We start from the raw sequence: 17863 nt of genomic DNA on the forward strand, positions 1-17863 counted from the left end.
ATGCTTCGTTGGAATGAGGAATCTTCACAAGTACAAGCAGCGGCGCTAATGCGCCCTGCGGTTTCTGCCAGCGCCAAGGTTGAAGCTATATGCCAAACAATTATGAGCGATGTGAAAGAGCAAGGTGATAAAGCCTTACTTGATATGGCTAAAAAGTTTGATAATAGAGCTAACCCTCGTTTACGTGTACCGCTTGATGAAATAAACGCATCAGAGCAAGCACTAAGCGCAGAGCTTAAATACGCAATTGACACCGCTTATGCAAACGTTAAACGTTTTCACGAAGCGCAATTGCCTAAAGATATTAAGTTATCAACCCAACCTGGCGTTGAATGTGAACTGAAATATCAGGCCATCGAAGCTGTGGGTATTTATGTACCAGGTGGCAGTGCTCCACTGCCATCATCGGTTATTATGCAAGGTGTACTTGCACAATTAAGTGGTGCTAAAACCGTCGTACTTGCCACCCCTGTGCAAGGTGATGAAAGCATTAACCCTGCGATATTATATGCAGCTAAGTTATGTGGCATTACAACTTTAATTGAAAGTGGTGGCGCAGGTGCAATTGCCGCAATGGCCTACGGCACCGAATCAGTACCTAAAGTGAACAAAATTTTTGGCCCAGGTAATAGCTTTGTAACGATGGCAAAACAGCTTGTTGCGCAAACAATTCCTGGTATGGCAATCGATATGCCAGCAGGCCCCTCTGAAGTATTAGTGATTGCAGATGAGCGTGCAAACCCAGAATTTATAGCGGCAGATTTACTCTCGCAAGCTGAGCACGGCGCAGACTCGCAAGTTATTTTATTGTGTAACAGCGAAAGTATCATTGAGCAAACGCAGCAGGCGCTTACGCGCCAGCTTGCTAACTTAAGCCGCAAAGATACAGCCGAGCAAGCTCTGGCTAATTCATCACTTATTTTAGTCGACTCTGTTGAGCAAGCATTTGACGTATCAGCGCAATATGGCCCTGAGCACTTAATTTTGCAATTAGCAGATTCAACACCTTACTTAGATAAAGTAAAAAATGCAGGCTCGGTATTTGTTGGCGACTACACGCCAGAATCAGCGGGCGATTACGCATCGGGTACTAACCACGTGTTACCTACCTACGGTTACAGTGCAACCTATTCAAGCTTAAACTTGCTTGATTTTTTCCGCACTTACACAGTACAAACTATAAGTAAAAGTGGCCTAACACAGCTGTCAAAAGCTATTTTGCCACTAGCAGATGCAGAAGGCCTTGATGCACACGCAAATGCGGTTTCAATTCGTTTAGAGGCAATTAAAAATGAGCAATGAGAGCGCACAAGCGACTAGCTTATTACCACAAAATATTGCAGCTCTTGCTGCCTATAGCTCTGCTAAAAGTGAAAAGCTAACAGGGTCAACGTGGTTAAATGCCAATGAAAGCCCGTACGCTAAAAATATTGAGCTGAGTATTGAAGATTTAAATCGCTACCCAGATCCACAGCCGCAATTGGTTATTGACCGCTATGCTGCGTATGCAGAGCTTGAAAGCGAAAACGTATTAATGACGCGCGGCGCCGATGAAGGCATTGAGCTTTTAGTACGTACCTACTGCGAACCTGCAAAAGACAGTATCGCGTTATTTTTGCCAACCTACGGTATGTACAAAGTAACCGCTGATACTCATAACGTTGCAATCAATGGCTTAACCCAAGCGTTATTACTTGATGGCAGTGTTGATGAAATAGTTGAGGCAGTGGGCAGCTCAAAATTGGTGTTTATTTGTAATCCAAATAACCCAACCGGTAGCTTAACCCCCCTTGAAAAAGTAAAAGCAATTGCAACAGCGCTTACCGGTAAAGCTTTAGTTATTGTTGATGAAGCCTATATTGAATTTTGCCCTGAGCAAAGTGCTACAGCGCTGATTAACGAATATAGTAATGTAGTGGTACTGCGCACTTTATCTAAAGCGTTTGCACTTGCAGGGCTAAGAACCGGTTTTACACTTGCACAAGAAACTGTACTTGCACCTATTCGCAAAGTGATTGCGCCGTATCCGGTATCGGGTGTGATAGCAAGTATTGCAGCACAAGCCATAGCGCCTGATGCAATTACATCAATGCGCCGCCAAGTGACTATTTTAAATAGTTTAAAAGCTAAGCTTGTACAGTGGTTAAACGCATCCCCAGCTGCATTAAAAATTCTCACTGGTGAAGGTAACTTTGTTACCTTAAAATTAGCCGACAAAAACTACTTTAAAGTAGCACTTGAACAAGGTTTAGTGATGCGCGCGTTTACCCTATACGGTGAAGACGATTGGCTACGTATCTCCATTGGTAATGAGCAAGAACTTGAGCAAGTAAAAATTTGGTTAGATGGCCTTGATAAGCCAGCAACCTCACCTCTTTTATCAGGACAAGAAGTATCATGAGTAACCCCTATTTATTTATTGACCGTGACGGCACCATAATTGAAGAGCCAATCACCGACAAACAGGTAGACAGCCTAGAAAAATTAGCGTTTTTACCTGGTGTTATCCCGGCTTTATTACAATTACAAGCCGCAGGATACCGCTTAGTAATGGTATCTAACCAAGATGGCTTAGGCACAGACAGCTTCCCGACTGCAGACTTTGATATAGCACAAGATAAAATGATGGACATACTGCAAAGCCAAGGCATTAGCTTTGACGAGGTATTAATTTGTCCACACTTTGACGAGCAAAACTGTGATTGCCGTAAACCTAAAACAGGCTTATTAACTGAGCTTATGCGCTCAGGCAAGGTTGATTTAGCTCGCTCATACGTGATTGGCGATCGCCAAACCGATATTGGCCTTGCTCAAAACTTATGTTGTGAAGGCATTTTGTATGATGGCAGCTGGCCTGCCATTGTTACAAAGCTTACAACTGCCAACCGTGAAGGTCGTGTTACGCGTAACACCAAAGAAACCCAAATTGATGTAGCCATAAACCTAGATCAAACTAAAAACGGTAGCATTGAAACCGGCCTTGGCTTTTTTGATCATATGCTTGATCAAATTCGCACCCACGCCAACATTGGTCTTAATATTAAAGCGAAAGGCGATTTACACATAGACGAGCACCACCTTGTTGAAGACATAGGTATTGCCCTAGGTGTTGCGCTTAAACAAGCGCTGGGTACTAAATCGCAAATAGCGCGCTATGGTTTTGCACTGCCAATGGATGAATGTAAAGCTGAAGCACAAATTGATTTATCGGGCCGCGCTTCATTTGTATTAAACGCTAACTTTAGCCGCGAAAAAGCCGGCGATTTAGACGTACAAATGGTTGAGCACTTTTTCAAAAGCTTAAGCGATAATGCCGCTATTAGCCTTATTTTATCGGTGAGCGACGGTAACTGTCATCACCAAGTAGAAGGCTTATTTAAAGCGTTTTCACGTGCCCTTCGTATGGCAGTAGCACAAGACACGACCCAACAAACAGCCAGCTCTAAGGGATGTTTATGATTGCCATAATTAATACCGGGTGTGCCAATATAAATTCAGTTCGTTTTGCCTTTGAACGTTTAGGTCAAACGCCAACAGTCATTACCTCACCAGAGCAATTAGCTGGTTTTGAGCGTGCAATATTACCAGGCGTTGGACATGCATCTGTTGCCATGAAACGCCTTGTAGATAATGGCTGGCAACAAGCTATAAACGAATACCAGCGCCCACTTATGGGAATTTGCTTAGGTATGCAGTTACTGTGCGAAAGCACCGAAGAAGGTAACGTACAATGCTTAGGTAAAATACCAGGCCAAGTAAAAGCCCTTGATGTTGGCAATTTAACATCGCCGCATATGGGTTGGAATAACTTAAGCGTAAATAAAGAGCATGCACTCACCAAAGGCTTAACACAAGACGAGCAAGTGTACTTTGTACATAGCTTTGCGCACACCGTGAACGATGCAACACTTGTAAGCGGCGAATACGGCCAAACCTTTTCAGCCATAGTTGCAAAAGACAACTACGCTGGCATGCAATTTCACCCAGAGCGCAGTGCAAAAGTAGGCACACGTTTATTACAAAATTTTGTTGATTGGCAGTTATAAACGGCCCATTAACCAACCATAAAGAGATTATTTGTGATTATTCCAGCATTAGACGTATTACAAAATCAAATTGTTCGTTTATACCAAGGTAAGTACGACACCGCTCAGTTTTACCCTTTTGAGCTTGGCGCACGTTTAAAAGAATACGCCGACAGCGGCGCAGGTAAATTGCACCTTGTAGATTTAGAAGGCGCACGCGATCCAAGTAAAAAACAGTGGCAACATATCCAAGCTGCAACGAAAGCGCTTAACGTACCGTATCAAGTGGGCGGCGGTATTCGCTCAGAGCAAGATGTAAGCGATTGGCTAAAAGCCGGTGCTAACCAAGTTGTTATTGGTTCTATGGCGGTAGAAAAACGCGAGCAAGTAAAAGCCTGGATTGAACAATTTGGCGCAGAGCACTTTGTTATTGCCCTTGATGTAAATAAAACAGCCACGGGCTGGGCTCCTGCAACCCATGGTTGGTTAAGTGAATCTGAATTTGGTTTACTTGAGCTTGTAGATTTTTATGTAAGCTTGGGCGTTATTGATTTTTTATGCACGGACATCAGTAAAGATGGCACCATGACTGGCCCATCGTTTGAGCTTTACGAAGATTTAACTCGCCATAACAGCAGCATTAAAGTGCAAGCTTCGGGTGGCGTAAGCTCACTTGATGACATTAAAAAGCTTAAAGAGCTGGGTGTAGGCGGCGTTATTTTAGGTAAGTCACTACTTGATGGCGCATTTAGTGTTGAGGAGGCGTTGGCATGTTATCAAAACGCATAATCCCGTGTTTAGATGTAAAAGACGGCCAAGTAGTAAAAGGCGTTAAATTTAAAGGCCACGAAATAGTGGGCGATATTTTAACAATGGCAAAAGCATACAGCGATGCCGGCGCCGATGAACTGGTTTTTTACGAAATCAGCGCAAGTGTTGAAAAACGCCTACTTGATGTAAATTGGGTAGAGAGCATTGCCCGCCACATCGATATTCCATTTTGTGTGGCTGGCGGTATTAAGTCGGTAGCCGATGCAGCACGTGTACTAGAGCGCGGCGCTGATAAAATAAGTATTAACAGCCCCGCTATTGCCCGCCCTGAGCTTATAAAAGAGCTACACGATGAATTTGGTAAGCAATGTGTTGTTGTAGGTATTGATAGCTTTTACGATGAAGTGACCGGTGAATACTTAGTGTATCAACTAACCGGCGATCCTAATGCATCAAGCCGTACACGTTATAAAACCGAGGAATGGGTTAAACGCGTACAATACTTAGGCGCTGGTGAAATTGTTTTAAACTGTATGAACCAAGATGGCGTACGAAACGGTTACGACAATGAGCAGCTAAGTAAAATGCGCGCATTATGTAATATTCCTTTAATCGCATCAGGCGGTGCAGGCAGTATGCAAGATTTTGTTGATGTATTTAAACAAAGCGAAGTCGATGGCGCATTGGCAGCAAGCGTTTTTCACAAAAATGTGATTAACATTGGCGAATTAAAACAATTTTTAACTGATAACCAAGTGGCAGCACGACTATGCAAGTAACACAACAAAACCAAACTCAAGTAGATTTTGCTAAAAGCGAAATGATCCCTGCGATTGTTCAAGATGCTCGCTCTGGTGTTATTTTAATGCAAGGCTTCATGAATAGCGAAGCACTAAAGGTAACGCTTGAAAGTAACAAAGTAACCTTTTACTCGCGTTCAAAGTCACGTTTATGGACCAAAGGTGAGTCATCAGAAAACTACTTAAACGTAGTATCGGTGCATACCGATTGTGACTACGACTCAATTTTAGTACTGGCTAACCCAGAAGGCCCAACATGTCACTTAGGCACACAAAGCTGCTTTGGTGATGACGCAAAACCTAGCCTAAGCTTTTTAGCTCAATTAGAAGATGTGATTGTTGAGCGTAAAAACGACGACCCAACAAAAAGCTACACCGCTTCATTATTTGCTAAAGACTTAAGCCGTAGCTGTCAAAAAGTGGGCGAAGAAGGCGTAGAAGTAGCGCTTGCTGCAATGAAACACGATAACGATGAGCTTACTAACGAATCGGCTGATTTAATTTACCACCTTACTGTATTGCTACAACGCCAAGGCTTAGCTCTTGAAGACGTTGTAAAATGCCTACAAGGTCGCCATAAATAATACTGCTGCTTTATTTTAGCGCATTTACAGGCCCATATTTTATGGGCCTTTTTACGTTATGGTATTTATTTTTTTACATAGGTTGCGTATGGTGCAGCTTATCGAATTCTTTTAGCGTTGCTTATGAATAAATCAATTATCACAGCCTTATCCTTATTGGTACTAACAGGCTGTGTAAGCCAAAAAGCCCCTGCGCCTAAAATAGTAAAAACGCAAAACGCATGTAGCCCACTAAACACATTACTTAATGCGCACACTAACGGCTTTAATGCAGTAAAAGCAAATAAAGTGGGAAAGGATTTTATAAACCAGTGGCATGCTAATACTCATTTTATAGGCAATACCTGCACCATTACTCAACATAATAAGCAGTTTAGTTATCAATGCACGAGTGAAAACAAACAAGCCCATGCCACAAATCTACATATACAAACAGTGGATAAAATACGTCAATGTGTAGCGTCACAAGGCTGGTACGAAAATACGAAAGAGTCAGCAACCTCAATGAGTAGTAACTTTGTTTTGGATGAAGCTCACCCAGTTATCACCTTATTTACCTCTCAAAGCAGAACGCGCTATATTACCCGTTTTGAAATTGCTCCACCGCTAGGAAATTAAATGCAAAAACCCACACACTCAAACACTAAGTTAAAAACAGACTGTTTAGGCATATGTGAGCGCCGCTGCGGTTATTGCACTGGCTGCGGGCGAACTAATGAAGAAATATTTGATTGGATCATCCTCAGCCAAGAAGAAAAAAACGCCATTTTAGCGCAGCCGCGAGCTGACTTAAAAAAGCCATAAATTTGCCACTTGCGTGTAACAGCCCCCCTTTAGTATTGCTAAAAACGGTAAGGGGTGAACATCATGGCAGCATTATTTGTAATAAACTTAGCGCGCTCAGCGCAGCGACTCGCAAATACTCAAACGCAACTGGCACGTGTTAACTTGTCATTTGAACGGATTGATGCCGTAGATGGCGCACAATTAAGTACACAACAAAAGTTCCTACATTACAGCCCGCAATTAAATAAACAGCAGTATCACTATCCGCTAAGCAATGGCCAAATCGGCTGCTATTTAAGCCACCGTAAAGCATGGCAAAAAATAGTTGATGAAAAACTAGATTACGCGATTGTGCTCGAGGATGACTTTTATATTGATGAGAGCATTCATAATGCGATAAAAAATATTGAGCAGCTACAGCAGCCCTGGCAGCTTATTAAACTCGCCGCTTATGAAAACCGCACTCGCCCTATTGCCTATCAGCAAAACCTAAATAACCACCAGCAATTAGTCATACATAAAAAGCTAATGACCGGCTGTTGTGCTACGGCAATCAGCTATGAAGGGGCTAAGCAATTACTTAAAGCCACAGCTCAATTTGGCCGCCCTGTAGATTGCGACTTACAGCATATTTGGGAAACCCACGTAAATGGTTTTTCGCTTATGCCATACCCTGTTTCGCAAAATACAGACATACAGAGTGATATTGCAAGCTGCGCTACTAAAACCAAGGTTAAAAAAGCTTTTTTTAAACGTAAGTTTCAACAATTACACAGCGGCGTTTTAAATAAACTTTATACAAATGCATTTATAAAACAAAGCAAGCAAATTAAACTTAATAAAAAAGGCGCTTCAAAAGCACCTTCTTTACTTACGCAAGGTTCTTAATTTTATAACTATGCTTTATCGAGCGCTTGGCTTACATCGGCAATAATATCGGCAATGTTTTCAATACCGACTGATAGGCGAATTAAATCACGGCTCACACCTGCGCTTGCAAGCTCTTCATCATTTAATTGGCGGTGCGTGGTTGACGCTGGGTGACAAGCCAGCGATTTAGCATCGCCAATATTAACTAAACGCAAGATCATATTAAGCGCATCAATAAAGCGCGTGCCTGCTTCAAGGCCACCCGCGATACCAAAGCTTAAAATGCCTGAGGCTTTACCACTGGTGATTTTTTGGCTCATTACATTATATGGGCTTGATGTTAAACCAGCGTAGTTAACCCAAAGAACTTTAGGGTGATTTTCTAGGTATTCAGCCAGTTGCTGCGCGTTTTCGCAGTGGCGATCCATTCGTAAGCCTAAGGTTTCTAGGCCAATTAAAATGTCAGATGCGTTTTTAGGCGCAAGTGCTGCACCGGTATTTCTAAGTGGCACTACTCTACAACGACCAATAAAGGCTGCTTCTGCAAAGGCATCGGTATAAACCACATTGTGATACGACGGATCGGGTTCATTCATCATTGCAAAGCGTGTGGCATTGGCTTTCCAATCAAATTTACCTGAATCAACAATCATACCGCCAATAGCTGTACCGTGTCCGTTTATATACTTTGTCAGTGAATGAACCACTATATCGGCACCTAACTCAAATGGGCGGCATAAATACGGGGTAGCTACAGTATTATCAACAATAAGTGGCACCCCTTTACTATGAGCAATGTTAGCTAAACGCTCAATATCGACAATATTACCTGCGGGGTTACCAATGGACTCACAAAATACTGCGCGGGTATTATCATCAATCGCGTCTTCAAAGGCGCTAAAATCATCAGCTTTAATCATGCGTGCTTCAATACCTTGGCGCGGTAACGTATGGGCAAATAAGTTATATGTACCGCCATATACTTGGCTGGTGCTCACAATATTAGTGCCTACTTCACACAAGCATTGAATAGCATAGGTAATAGCTGCCATGCCCGAGGCTACCGCTAGCGCACCAATGCCCCCTTCCATTGCAGCAATACGCTGTTCAAGCACCGCATTGGTTGGGTTCATAATACGAGTATAAATATTGCCTGGTACTTTTAAGTCGAATAAATCAGCGCCGTGTTGCGTGTTATCAAACGTGTAAGATGAGGTATTATAAATAGGCACTGCTGCTGATTTAGTGGTTTCTTCAGACTCGTAACCATGGTGCAGTGCTAATGACTCTAATTTCATAATTATTTCCTTCAATATTGTGATGATTAAACCTAGCATTATTAGCTTATAAAATGCACATGAATTAAATTAATGAATTATGAGTGTCAGGGGTATTAAAGTTTGCGGCATGAGTTTTGCTCAATCTAGAGGGTGTTTTATTTCACTGCATAGGTTTTGTTTTATCAAAATACCAAAGCAGAAGCAGTAAAGCCTATCATATTAATGTGTAGCGTTATTTGGCTAAAGGGTTTAAATACTAAATGCGGTGGGCGGCTCAATATACGCTATTTAAAGCTCAATGGGTTTTAGGTTAACACTTATAATAAATGTACTTATAACGCTTTAAAATCAAGTAACTGTAACGCAGGCAGCGGTTTACTAAAGTAGTAACCTTGAATCAAATCGCAATTTAGTTCGGCTAGTAATTTTTGTTGTGCTGATGTTTCTACGCCCTCAGCTACCACACTTAAGCCTAAGCTATGCGACATTGCAATTGTGGCTTTAACTAAGCTGTAGTCTTCTTGGTTTTCGGTAATACCACAAATAAAGCTGCGATCTATTTTTAATACCTCAAACGGATATTGCCTTAAATAGCTAAGCGATGAGTAGCCTGTGCCAAAGTCATCCATGGATAGTTTAATACCGAGCTTATTAAGTGCATACAATGACTCTGTTATATTGGTTTGTACGCTCATTAACACGCCTTCGGTTATTTCAAGCTCGACATTTTTAGCACTTACTCCGGTTTTTTCTAACGTGCTTGCTATAAAACTTAGCAGCTCTGAATCTCTAAATTGGCTTGGTGATAAATTAATTGCCATGCTGTAGTTTTGTTGAGTGCTTGCCTGCCACTGCGTTAAAAATGCTAATGCCTGCTCAATAACAAACTTTCCAATAGGAATAATTAAACCTGTTTGCTCTGCTAACGGAATAAATTCATCGGGCATAACCTTACCAAGCACACTATTGTTCCAGCGTAATAGCGCCTCTGCCCCAATTATTTTAAGTGTTTTAGCATCGCATTTAGGTTGGAAATACAATTCAAATTCGTTTTTTTCAAGAGCAACATGCATTTGCTCTTCAATTGCTAACCGCCTTTTTATGGCGGTATTCATTTCGCTGGTAAAGCAGGCGTAGGTGTTTCTGCCAAGCGCTTTTGCTTGGTACATTGCTGTGTCTGCATGGCGTAATAAATCAGAGGCTGTTACCCCATTATCAGGGTACAAAGCCACGCCAATACTTAACGTTAATAACAATTCGCGACCATCTATTTCAAAGGGAGTTCTAAAGCTTTTAAGTAAGCGTGTAACAATCGCTTCTAACTGTTTTTTACTGCGAAGCTCTGATTGTAGAATAATAAATTCATCGCCCCCTAACCTGCCTACGGTCGCGTTTTCATTAACTATTTGGCTCAGTTTATTAGCGGCGGTGATAAGTAATGAGTCGCCAATTTCATGCCCGAGTGTGTCGTTTACTTTTTTAAAGTCATCTAAGTCGATAAAAATAACAGCGGCTAAAGTGTTTCGTTCGCTCGCAGTGTTAATTAGCTGAGTAAGTCGTTTTAAAGAATAAAAACGATTAGGAAGTAGCGTTAAGCTATCGTAATAGGCTTGTTTACGTATAAGTTTGTTTGACTCATGCTGCTCTGTTATGTCGCGAATTATCACCATTACTTGGTCTGAATGATGTAAATAACTCACTCGCGCTTCGAAATACAAAACGCCTTTGGGTACTAAAAGTTCGTATTCAAAGCATACATTACCTTTGTGAATTAACAGCTCTTGAATATTGTCTTTAAACATTTTGGCTACAGTATAGGGCAATACGCTAAACATCGATTTATTTAAAAATTGCTCAGGCTGTAAATGTAAGTTGCTCAAATCATTTGCGTGGTAATCAACTATGGTGCCATCCGGTTTGAGTAAAAAGTACAAATCAGGAATGGCTTCAAATACTTTTTCGAGCATCTGCTGTTTATCCATAGCTTGCGCTTGTGCTTGTTTTACATCGCTCAAGTCTATGTCGATGCAGTACATCTGTTTTACCCCATGCTGATTTGTAAACATAACATGGCTTGAAAACACAGTAACATTGCTGCCATTTTGATGCTGTAATGTAAGCTCAGCCGCGGGTATTTCGATATCGTTTATGAGCCACTCACGATGAGCATCTATAACCGCATCTTGCATTGGGGGCGGAATAATTAAATCTTCTAGTTTTTTTCCGGTTCCGTATTCCTTTGTATAGCCATAAAGCAGTTCACTGCCTTTATTCCAATAAATAACGCGGCGCTGCTCATCGTATCCTTGCACAGAAATACTGTGTATCGCATCAAATAACTGATGCAGCGGATCGTTAAGCACAAATTGATGTGAGAGGATTTGAGTGGTTTTTAATGACTTCATTTATACGCAACCTAGAGTCGTTATTAACACAATAATAGGACGTACTCTTAAAATTAGCACTTTTAGGTTGGTTTTTAAGTGATATACCTTTGCATAAGATATAAAAAAAGGAGCCAAAGCTCCTTTTTTTAAACGCTATTATGATTAATCAGCTTGCACATTAATCGGGTGCTCTACCCCCACCCATGCTTTAAATAAGGCCCGTTGAGATAAAGTTGCACTTTTATCAGCAACCACCTTTTTAGGTTTATCATAATCTTGCGATAAAATGAGGGTTGTCGATTGAAGTGCATCGCGACGAATAAAATCGATAGTGACTTTTTCACCCGCTTTAAATACTTCTAAGCTCGATTTTAGATCTTTTCCAACATGCTGCTTGTTAACCGCCACAATTTTATCGTCTGTTGTGAGGCCCGCCTGCCATGCTGCTCCGCCTCTGCGAACGTGGGTAAGTGTTAATAACTCACCGCTATTTTTTGCAGTCGCATCAATGCTTGCTAGTGGCTTAGCGCTCTCAGGACGAGTAAGCTTTAAGCCAACTTTACCTAATAAAGCATCAAAATCTATATTAGCTGGGGTGCTCACGTTATCGTGCCACCACGTTGTGTAGTCTTCACCTGTTAGGTCTTTTAATATTGCCAGTACATCTTGCTCAGTAAACCCTTGTGGTAACGTGTGCTTGTTGTATAAAGCGTTGTGTACTTGGCGGTAATTAACTTTTGCCTGGGTTGTTTCTAATAAATGTATATCTAACAACATAGAAAGCAATGAGCCTTCTAAATATATATTGGTGCTGTAATTACGCGCGTGGTCGCCGCCTTGGTTTATCCATTTATCAAAGCTTGTTTCGCTGGCACTTTGTACTTCTCGACCTGGTGTTTGTAAGTGACGATTAATCGTTTTACTCATCACTTTAAAAAACTCATCGGTGGTTTCTATGCCTGAGCGCACTAATAGATGATCTTCAAAGTAGCTAGTAGAACCTTCCGAAATCCATAATAAATTTGAGTAGTTCATGTTGGTGTAATCATAAGGCGCCAGCCCTTTAGGGCGGTAAGCTTTTACATTCCAGGTATGAATAAATTCATGCGCAGCGGTACTTATAAAGCCTAAGTAGTCTTCGCGGCTACCAAAACGATTCCGTGGGCGCTGTATAATGGTTGAGTTTAAATGCTCAGTTGCCCCGCCAGCACCCGATGTAGCATGCACCATAAATACATAACGCTCATACGGGTAGCTATTCCAAATAACATTACCTGTGGTCACTAATTTTTTTAAATCAGTAAGCATTAGTTGCTCATCGTAGTTGCCTTCGCCCCATATGACTAACTCGTATTGGCGGCCATCTACTTCAAATTTATGAAGTTTGTTAATTCCTGTTTCTATTGGTGAGTCTACCAGTACATCGTAATCTGCGGCTTTAAAACTGTGTTTATTACTCGCATTTTCCATGCCTGATACAGAGCGCCACGCTTTAGGCACCTTTAAATCTACGGTAACTGGTTCTTGGCGAAATGATTCACTAAACATAAAAAAGCCAGATGCATCAATAAAAGCATGGCTATCGTCTATGTGGCGTGCACGTTTTCCTAACTCGTTTGCATAGACTTGGTAATCAATATTCACGTGTGTTGGCTCAGCTAAATGCACTCGCCATGTACTGTGATTAATTTTTTCCCATTTTAATGCATTGCCATTGTCGTCTGTGGCCGCAAAGTAACGTACCCCATTGGCTAAATTTAATATTTCGTAGCGACCAGTACGCCATGCAGGCAATTTAACATCGATATGCGATTGCGCCGACTTTGGAAACTCTACACTTACATTACCTAAATGATGTTGTGGCTGTGTAATACTTAAAGAATAATTTACATCGGCTAACGCAGGGGCTGCACAACAGGCCGCTAACATTGACAGGACTAAACGCTTTTTCATAATGACTCAAGGTTACTTATTATTTGAAATAAGCCTAACAAGGCATAAATTAAAAGTGAATTAAAAACGACAAACAACCTAATAGCTCAGTTTACATGCAGAGTCTAAGTAAAAATGCTAAGTTTTTAATTAGATAACTACACTTAATATGATTTTGTTGTAAACTGAAGGTAATGTAATTAATACGATGGCGGTATGCTTAGGTGTCTGAAAACTCTAACGCTGTAGATAAAAAGTTAAAGCTAGCAATTGAAGCAAGGATAGCCATTGAAAATGCGCGTAAGCTCCAAGTTGATACTTTATCAAATCTAACTGCAAAATTGTCTTTAAGCTGTAAAGGGCTTGATATTGAGCTTGATAATAAACTCGCCAAATTTAGAAGTTCGCTAAATAAAGGTGTCGGGTTTGAAATATTATCCCCTTTAATAGATGACATTTTATTATTACTGCAAAACCAAGAGGCGTTACAAACAGCCCATCAGCGAGAGCTGTTTTCGAGCGTACAAACAGCCGGTAAGCTTTTACAAAAAACCAAAGGCTTACCAGATGATACCCGTCGCACTTTAAGACATTTACTCGACCACGAAATTAATAATGTACAGTCAACGCACGACTACATCCCGATATTAAATCAGCTTATTAACTTTTATCACCATGCTTTGCATAGCAAGCTTTCAACCACAGATGAAACAAGTACCAATGCTTCTCCTCGTATGGCTAAAAAGCTGTTAGAGCTTGCAAATGAGCTGGTATTAGAGGATGAATCGACTGAACAAATTAAACAAATAAAAAATACAATTACCGAAAACGATAATGTAGAAACCCTGCTGCAAGCCGCTTTAAATATAATAAGCGTCGTGGTCAAAAATATCAGTAAAGAGCGCCAATCGGCACAAAGCTTTTTAGTCTCGCTTAACCAAACATTAGAAGAGTTGCACTCATCAATTGTATCTACCAGCCAGCACTCTAAATCAATGGGCGAAGAGTTCGATACACTAAATAAACGTATTGAAGGAAAAATAAAGCATTTAAACGAGCAAACCCAATCTGCTACGTCTATTTCCTCTTTAAAAGAATTAGTTGATAACGAGCTAAAATCACTCAGCCAAGACTTTATTGCTAAAGAGCAGCTAGAAAGAAAAGACCGCGAAACGCTGATTGCCAGCTTTGATGAAATTAACGAGCGAATCGGCAGCTTAGAAGGCAAACTAACCAAATATAAAAAACGCCTAAACGAGCAACGCTTTAAAAGCTTACTCGACAGCCTTACAAAACTTCCTAATAGAGCGGCTTTTGATGAACGTTACAATCACGAGCTTCACTTATTTAATGTCCAAGCCTCGGATGTTACCCTAGTGGTTATTGATGTGGATCACTTTAAGTCAATTAATGATAGATTTGGTCATACTGCAGGCGATATAACCTTACAAGTTATTGCAAAGGCGCTGCAAAAATCAGTAAGGCAGTCTGATTTTATAGCCCGCTACGGCGGAGAAGAATTTGTACTACTTATGCCTGGGCTTTCGTTGTTGAACGCTGCGCAGCCGCTTGAAAAACTTAGAAAAGTGATTAAAAATATTCCTTTTAAATTTAGAGAAAAAGAAATAGAAATCACCATTTCGTTAGGCGCTACACAATTTAAAAAAGGCGATACACCGCTCAAAGCATTCGACAGAGCAGATGACGCCCTCTATGAAGCAAAGAAAACGGGTCGGGATCGCCTTTGTATGAGTAAATAATGTCATAATTCTCAATTAGTTTGAGTGCTAAAGTAGATGACATGCAGTTTTTACATTTTAAGCAGCAAGGAGAATGCCGATGTTAATACAGTTAAACCCGACTGGGGTTTTAGATTTACTGTCACAATTGGAAGTTGATTTATTAGAGCAATCTTCAGCCAGTGAACGTTATCGACTTTTTAGAAACTGTGCCTTAGCCGTCCTTAACGTAGGCAGCCACACAGATGCAAGTAATGAAATTTACGACAAATACCAAGACTTTGATATTCGTTTAGTCAGTCGCGAGCGCGGCATTAAAATTGAATTAGAAAACCCTCCCGAAACCGCCTTTGTTGATGGCGAAATAATTACCGGTATTCACGAGCATATTTTTTCGGTGATCCGCGATATTTTATTTATTTGCCAAAAATACGAAAAAGATCTTAAAGAACAAAAAGCCATTACCCACATGGTATTTGATATGCTTAGAAACGCCGGGGCGCTGCGCGTTAACAGCGAACCAAATATGATTGTGTGTTGGGGTGGGCATTCAATTAACGAAATAGAATATAAATATACAAAACAAGTCGGTTACGAGCTTGGCTTACGTGGTTTAAATATATGCACTGGCTGCGGCCCGGGGGCAATGAAAGGCCCGATGAAAGGTGCCACTATTGGCCATGCTAAACAACGTATTAGTGAAAACCGTTATCTTGGTTTAACCGAGCCTAGTATAATTGCCGCAGAGCCACCAAACCCTATTGTAAATGAGCTGGTAATTTTACCCGACATTGAAAAGCGCCTTGAAGCATTTATTAGAACGGCGCATGCAATTATTATATTTCCAGGTGGTGCAGGTACTGCAGAAGAATTACTTTATTTATTAGGTATTTTGCTGCACCCAGATAACGAAAAACAGTGTTTGCCTGTTATTTTAACCGGCCCTAAAGAAAGCGAAGCGTACTTTAGCGAGTTATGTAAGTTTGTAGAGCTGACATTAGGCAAAGAAGCCCTTGATAAGTTTGAAGTAATCATTGATGATCCAGCTCTAGTAGGGCAAAAATTAAAATCAGCTATGGCAAATGTACGTAATTATCGTAAAAGCCAAGGCGATGCCTACTACTTTAACTGGACACTTAAAATCGATAACGATTTTCAGCAACCTTTTGCACCTACGCACGAAAACATGGCAAGTTTAGATTTGCACCTAGAACAGCCCAAGCAGCAATTAGCGGCTAACCTACGTAGAGCGTTTTCGGGGATTGTTGCTGGCAATGTCAAAGATGAAGGCCTACGCGCTATAAAAGCACATGGACCCTATGTGTTAAGTGGTGAGCCTGATTTAATGAAAGATATGGATAAACTATTACAAGCATTTGTAGACCAAGGTCGTATGAAGTTACCCGGTAGTAAGTATATCCCTTGTTATGAAATAAAAGCATGAGTTTGACTATTTGAAACCCCATTTACTTTTAATTGATGCGCTTAATTTAATTAGGCGCATTTACGCAGTTGACGCTAACCAAACACACCATAGTGAAGAGCAGATGCTAAAGGCCAGTTGCGCGCGCGTAGCACATGCTTGCAAAAAGCTTTTACAGTCAACAAATGCCACTCACGCTATAGCTGTTTTTGATGGCGACAAAAGCTGGCGCTACCACTTTTATAAGCAATATAAACACTCTAGGGCCCCCATGCCCGACACGCTTAAAAATGCGCTGCACAACTTTAAAGAAGCTATAGAGCAAACGGGTATCGTTGTATTTGAACCGCTTAACGATGAAGCCGACGATATCATAGCCACCTTAGCCGACAAAGCTGCAAAAAATAAGATAAACAGTACCATTGTTTCTACCGATAAGGGTTTTTTACCTTTTTTGAACGACTATATTTGTGTGTACGATTATTTTAAAAAGAGCTACCTAGATTGCGACAGCATTGAGCAGCGCTTTGGTATTGAGCAAAGTAAACTTATTGATTTTTGGGCCTTAGCGGGCGATAAAACTAACGATGTACCCGGCGTTAAAGGCATAGGGACTAAATCGGCTCAGCTTATTGTAAATACCTACGAAAGCATAGATAGCGCCATAGAAGATGATGCCCTATCAAGCAGTATTCAAAAAAAGCTAGTTGAGGAAAAAGACATGTATGTTATTTCTAAACAATTAGTCACTTTGCGTACAGATATACAGCTAGGTTTTAGTTTAAAGCAGTTAAGGTTGCATTAGTCGCATGTTGATAGCACTGTTTAAGCGCACAACATATACTCACTTTATTGTTGCGAGTGTGAGTTAAAAATGATTAAAAAGTTTATAAGATACTTAATATTAGGGTTAGGCTTGTATGCACTCATTGCGACTTTAGTGATCACCTTTTATAAAGATGACCCGCAAGCAATGATTTGGCAAGACCGTGAGGCCTTTAACGAGCGCTACATAAGAAAGCTGTCAATTGATGAGGCGGTTACTTTAAACAGTGTACTCGATTATTTAGGAAGCCCCGATTTAACCTATGCCAAACGTAATAAAGACCAAGTATGGCAGATTGTTTTTTACCGTACTCAGCACCAAACTTCAGATGGCATAACCACGATGGATGAATGCACCGGCTTATTATTTAAAAATGGTGAGTTATTTTTATGGGGCCCCAGCGCCTATACAACTTATCAGGAAAAGATCAGGTGATGGCC

17 protein-coding genes are annotated in these 17863 nt (G+C 40.9%); 14 read left to right on the forward strand and 3 right to left on the reverse strand.

Annotation, left to right across the window (positions count from 1 at the left end):
- The 10 genes from hisD to SJY38_RS19580 all read left to right on the forward strand — a co-directional run bounded on the left by hisD (position 1) and on the right by SJY38_RS19580 (position 7854).
- Complete coding sequence (hisD, locus tag SJY38_RS19535) at positions 1-1302, forward strand: histidinol dehydrogenase (protein ID WP_096042987.1); 1302 nt, start codon at positions 1-3, stop codon at positions 1300-1302.
- Complete coding sequence (hisC, locus tag SJY38_RS19540; RefSeq protein ID WP_377110642.1) at positions 1292-2401, forward strand: histidinol-phosphate transaminase; 1110 nt, start codon at positions 1292-1294, stop codon at positions 2399-2401. Before hisD ends, hisC begins: the two co-directional genes overlap by 11 nt.
- The gene (gene hisB / locus SJY38_RS19545) at positions 2398-3459 is read left to right on the forward strand and encodes a bifunctional histidinol-phosphatase/imidazoleglycerol-phosphate dehydratase HisB (RefSeq protein ID WP_024031732.1); all 1062 of its coding nucleotides are present in this window, start codon (positions 2398-2400) and stop codon (positions 3457-3459) included. The genes hisC and hisB overlap by 4 nt, the downstream gene beginning before the upstream one ends.
- On the forward strand, positions 3456-4046 hold the full coding sequence (gene hisH, locus SJY38_RS19550) for an imidazole glycerol phosphate synthase subunit HisH (RefSeq protein WP_004586382.1): 591 nt from the start codon (positions 3456-3458) through the stop codon (positions 4044-4046). The genes hisB and hisH overlap by 4 nt, the downstream gene beginning before the upstream one ends.
- Positions 4047-4079: 33 nt before the next feature.
- On the forward strand, positions 4080-4814 hold the full coding sequence (locus SJY38_RS19555; RefSeq protein ID WP_004586383.1) for a 1-(5-phosphoribosyl)-5-[(5-phosphoribosylamino)methylideneamino] imidazole-4-carboxamide isomerase: 735 nt from the start codon (positions 4080-4082) through the stop codon (positions 4812-4814).
- Positions 4796-5575 (forward strand): imidazole glycerol phosphate synthase subunit HisF, encoded by a 780-nt coding sequence (hisF, locus tag SJY38_RS19560; RefSeq protein WP_377110643.1) that lies wholly within the window; start codon positions 4796-4798, stop codon positions 5573-5575. Before SJY38_RS19555 ends, hisF begins: the two co-directional genes overlap by 19 nt.
- Positions 5566-6180: a bifunctional phosphoribosyl-AMP cyclohydrolase/phosphoribosyl-ATP diphosphatase HisIE gene (gene hisIE / locus SJY38_RS19565; RefSeq protein WP_029772961.1), complete on the forward strand. Its 615-nt coding sequence runs from the start codon at positions 5566-5568 to the stop codon at positions 6178-6180. The genes hisF and hisIE overlap by 10 nt, the downstream gene beginning before the upstream one ends.
- 123 nt (positions 6181-6303) lie before the next feature.
- Positions 6304-6798, forward strand: coding sequence for a lipoprotein (locus SJY38_RS19570; protein WP_286740725.1), 495 nt, complete (start codon positions 6304-6306; stop codon positions 6796-6798).
- Positions 6799-6984: a DUF1289 domain-containing protein gene (locus SJY38_RS19575; protein ID WP_286740727.1), complete on the forward strand. Its 186-nt coding sequence runs from the start codon at positions 6799-6801 to the stop codon at positions 6982-6984.
- A gap of 63 nt (positions 6985-7047) precedes the next feature.
- The gene (locus tag SJY38_RS19580; RefSeq protein WP_286740729.1) at positions 7048-7854 is read left to right on the forward strand and encodes a glycosyltransferase family 25 protein; all 807 of its coding nucleotides are present in this window, start codon (positions 7048-7050) and stop codon (positions 7852-7854) included.
- Between the two features lie 8 nt (positions 7855-7862).
- Here SJY38_RS19580 and SJY38_RS19585 read toward each other — a convergent pair whose 3' ends face one another.
- The 3 genes from SJY38_RS19585 to SJY38_RS19595 all read right to left on the reverse strand — a co-directional run bounded on the left by SJY38_RS19585 (position 7863) and on the right by SJY38_RS19595 (position 13456).
- A complete protein-coding gene (locus tag SJY38_RS19585) occupies positions 7863-9134 on the reverse strand; it encodes an O-acetylhomoserine aminocarboxypropyltransferase/cysteine synthase family protein (RefSeq protein WP_286740731.1) in 1272 nt (423 codons plus the stop codon).
- 314 nt (positions 9135-9448) lie between these two features.
- Positions 9449-11521: a bifunctional diguanylate cyclase/phosphodiesterase gene (locus SJY38_RS19590; protein ID WP_286740732.1), complete on the reverse strand. Its 2073-nt coding sequence runs from the start codon at positions 11519-11521 to the stop codon at positions 9449-9451.
- A 144-nt stretch (positions 11522-11665) separates the two neighbouring features.
- Positions 11666-13456 carry a M61 family metallopeptidase gene (locus tag SJY38_RS19595; RefSeq protein WP_286740734.1) on the reverse strand — a complete coding sequence of 597 codons (1791 nt, stop codon included), beginning with the start codon at positions 13454-13456 and terminating at the stop codon, positions 11666-11668.
- Between the two features lie 203 nt (positions 13457-13659).
- Here SJY38_RS19595 and SJY38_RS19600 point away from each other — a divergent pair, with 203 nt between their 5' ends.
- From SJY38_RS19600 to SJY38_RS19615, 4 genes are all read left to right on the forward strand, one after another.
- The gene (locus SJY38_RS19600; RefSeq protein ID WP_377110644.1) at positions 13660-15195 is read left to right on the forward strand and encodes a diguanylate cyclase; all 1536 of its coding nucleotides are present in this window, start codon (positions 13660-13662) and stop codon (positions 15193-15195) included.
- A 79-nt stretch (positions 15196-15274) separates the two neighbouring features.
- Positions 15275-16618, forward strand: coding sequence for a nucleotide 5'-monophosphate nucleosidase PpnN (gene ppnN / locus SJY38_RS19605; protein WP_004586396.1), 1344 nt, complete (start codon positions 15275-15277; stop codon positions 16616-16618).
- Between the two features lie 10 nt (positions 16619-16628).
- Entirely contained in the window at positions 16629-17402 is a 774-nt protein-coding gene (gene xni, locus SJY38_RS19610) for a flap endonuclease Xni (RefSeq protein WP_286740739.1), read from the forward strand.
- Between the two features lie 69 nt (positions 17403-17471).
- Positions 17472-17858 carry a DUF3192 domain-containing protein gene (locus SJY38_RS19615; RefSeq protein WP_004586398.1) on the forward strand — a complete coding sequence of 129 codons (387 nt, stop codon included), beginning with the start codon at positions 17472-17474 and terminating at the stop codon, positions 17856-17858.
- The last annotated feature ends 5 nt before the right edge of the window (positions 17859-17863 follow it).

The organism is Pseudoalteromonas sp. R86517 (genome assembly GCF_042466295.1).
Classification (GTDB): Bacteria; Pseudomonadota; Gammaproteobacteria; order Enterobacterales; family Alteromonadaceae; genus Pseudoalteromonas; species Pseudoalteromonas atlantica.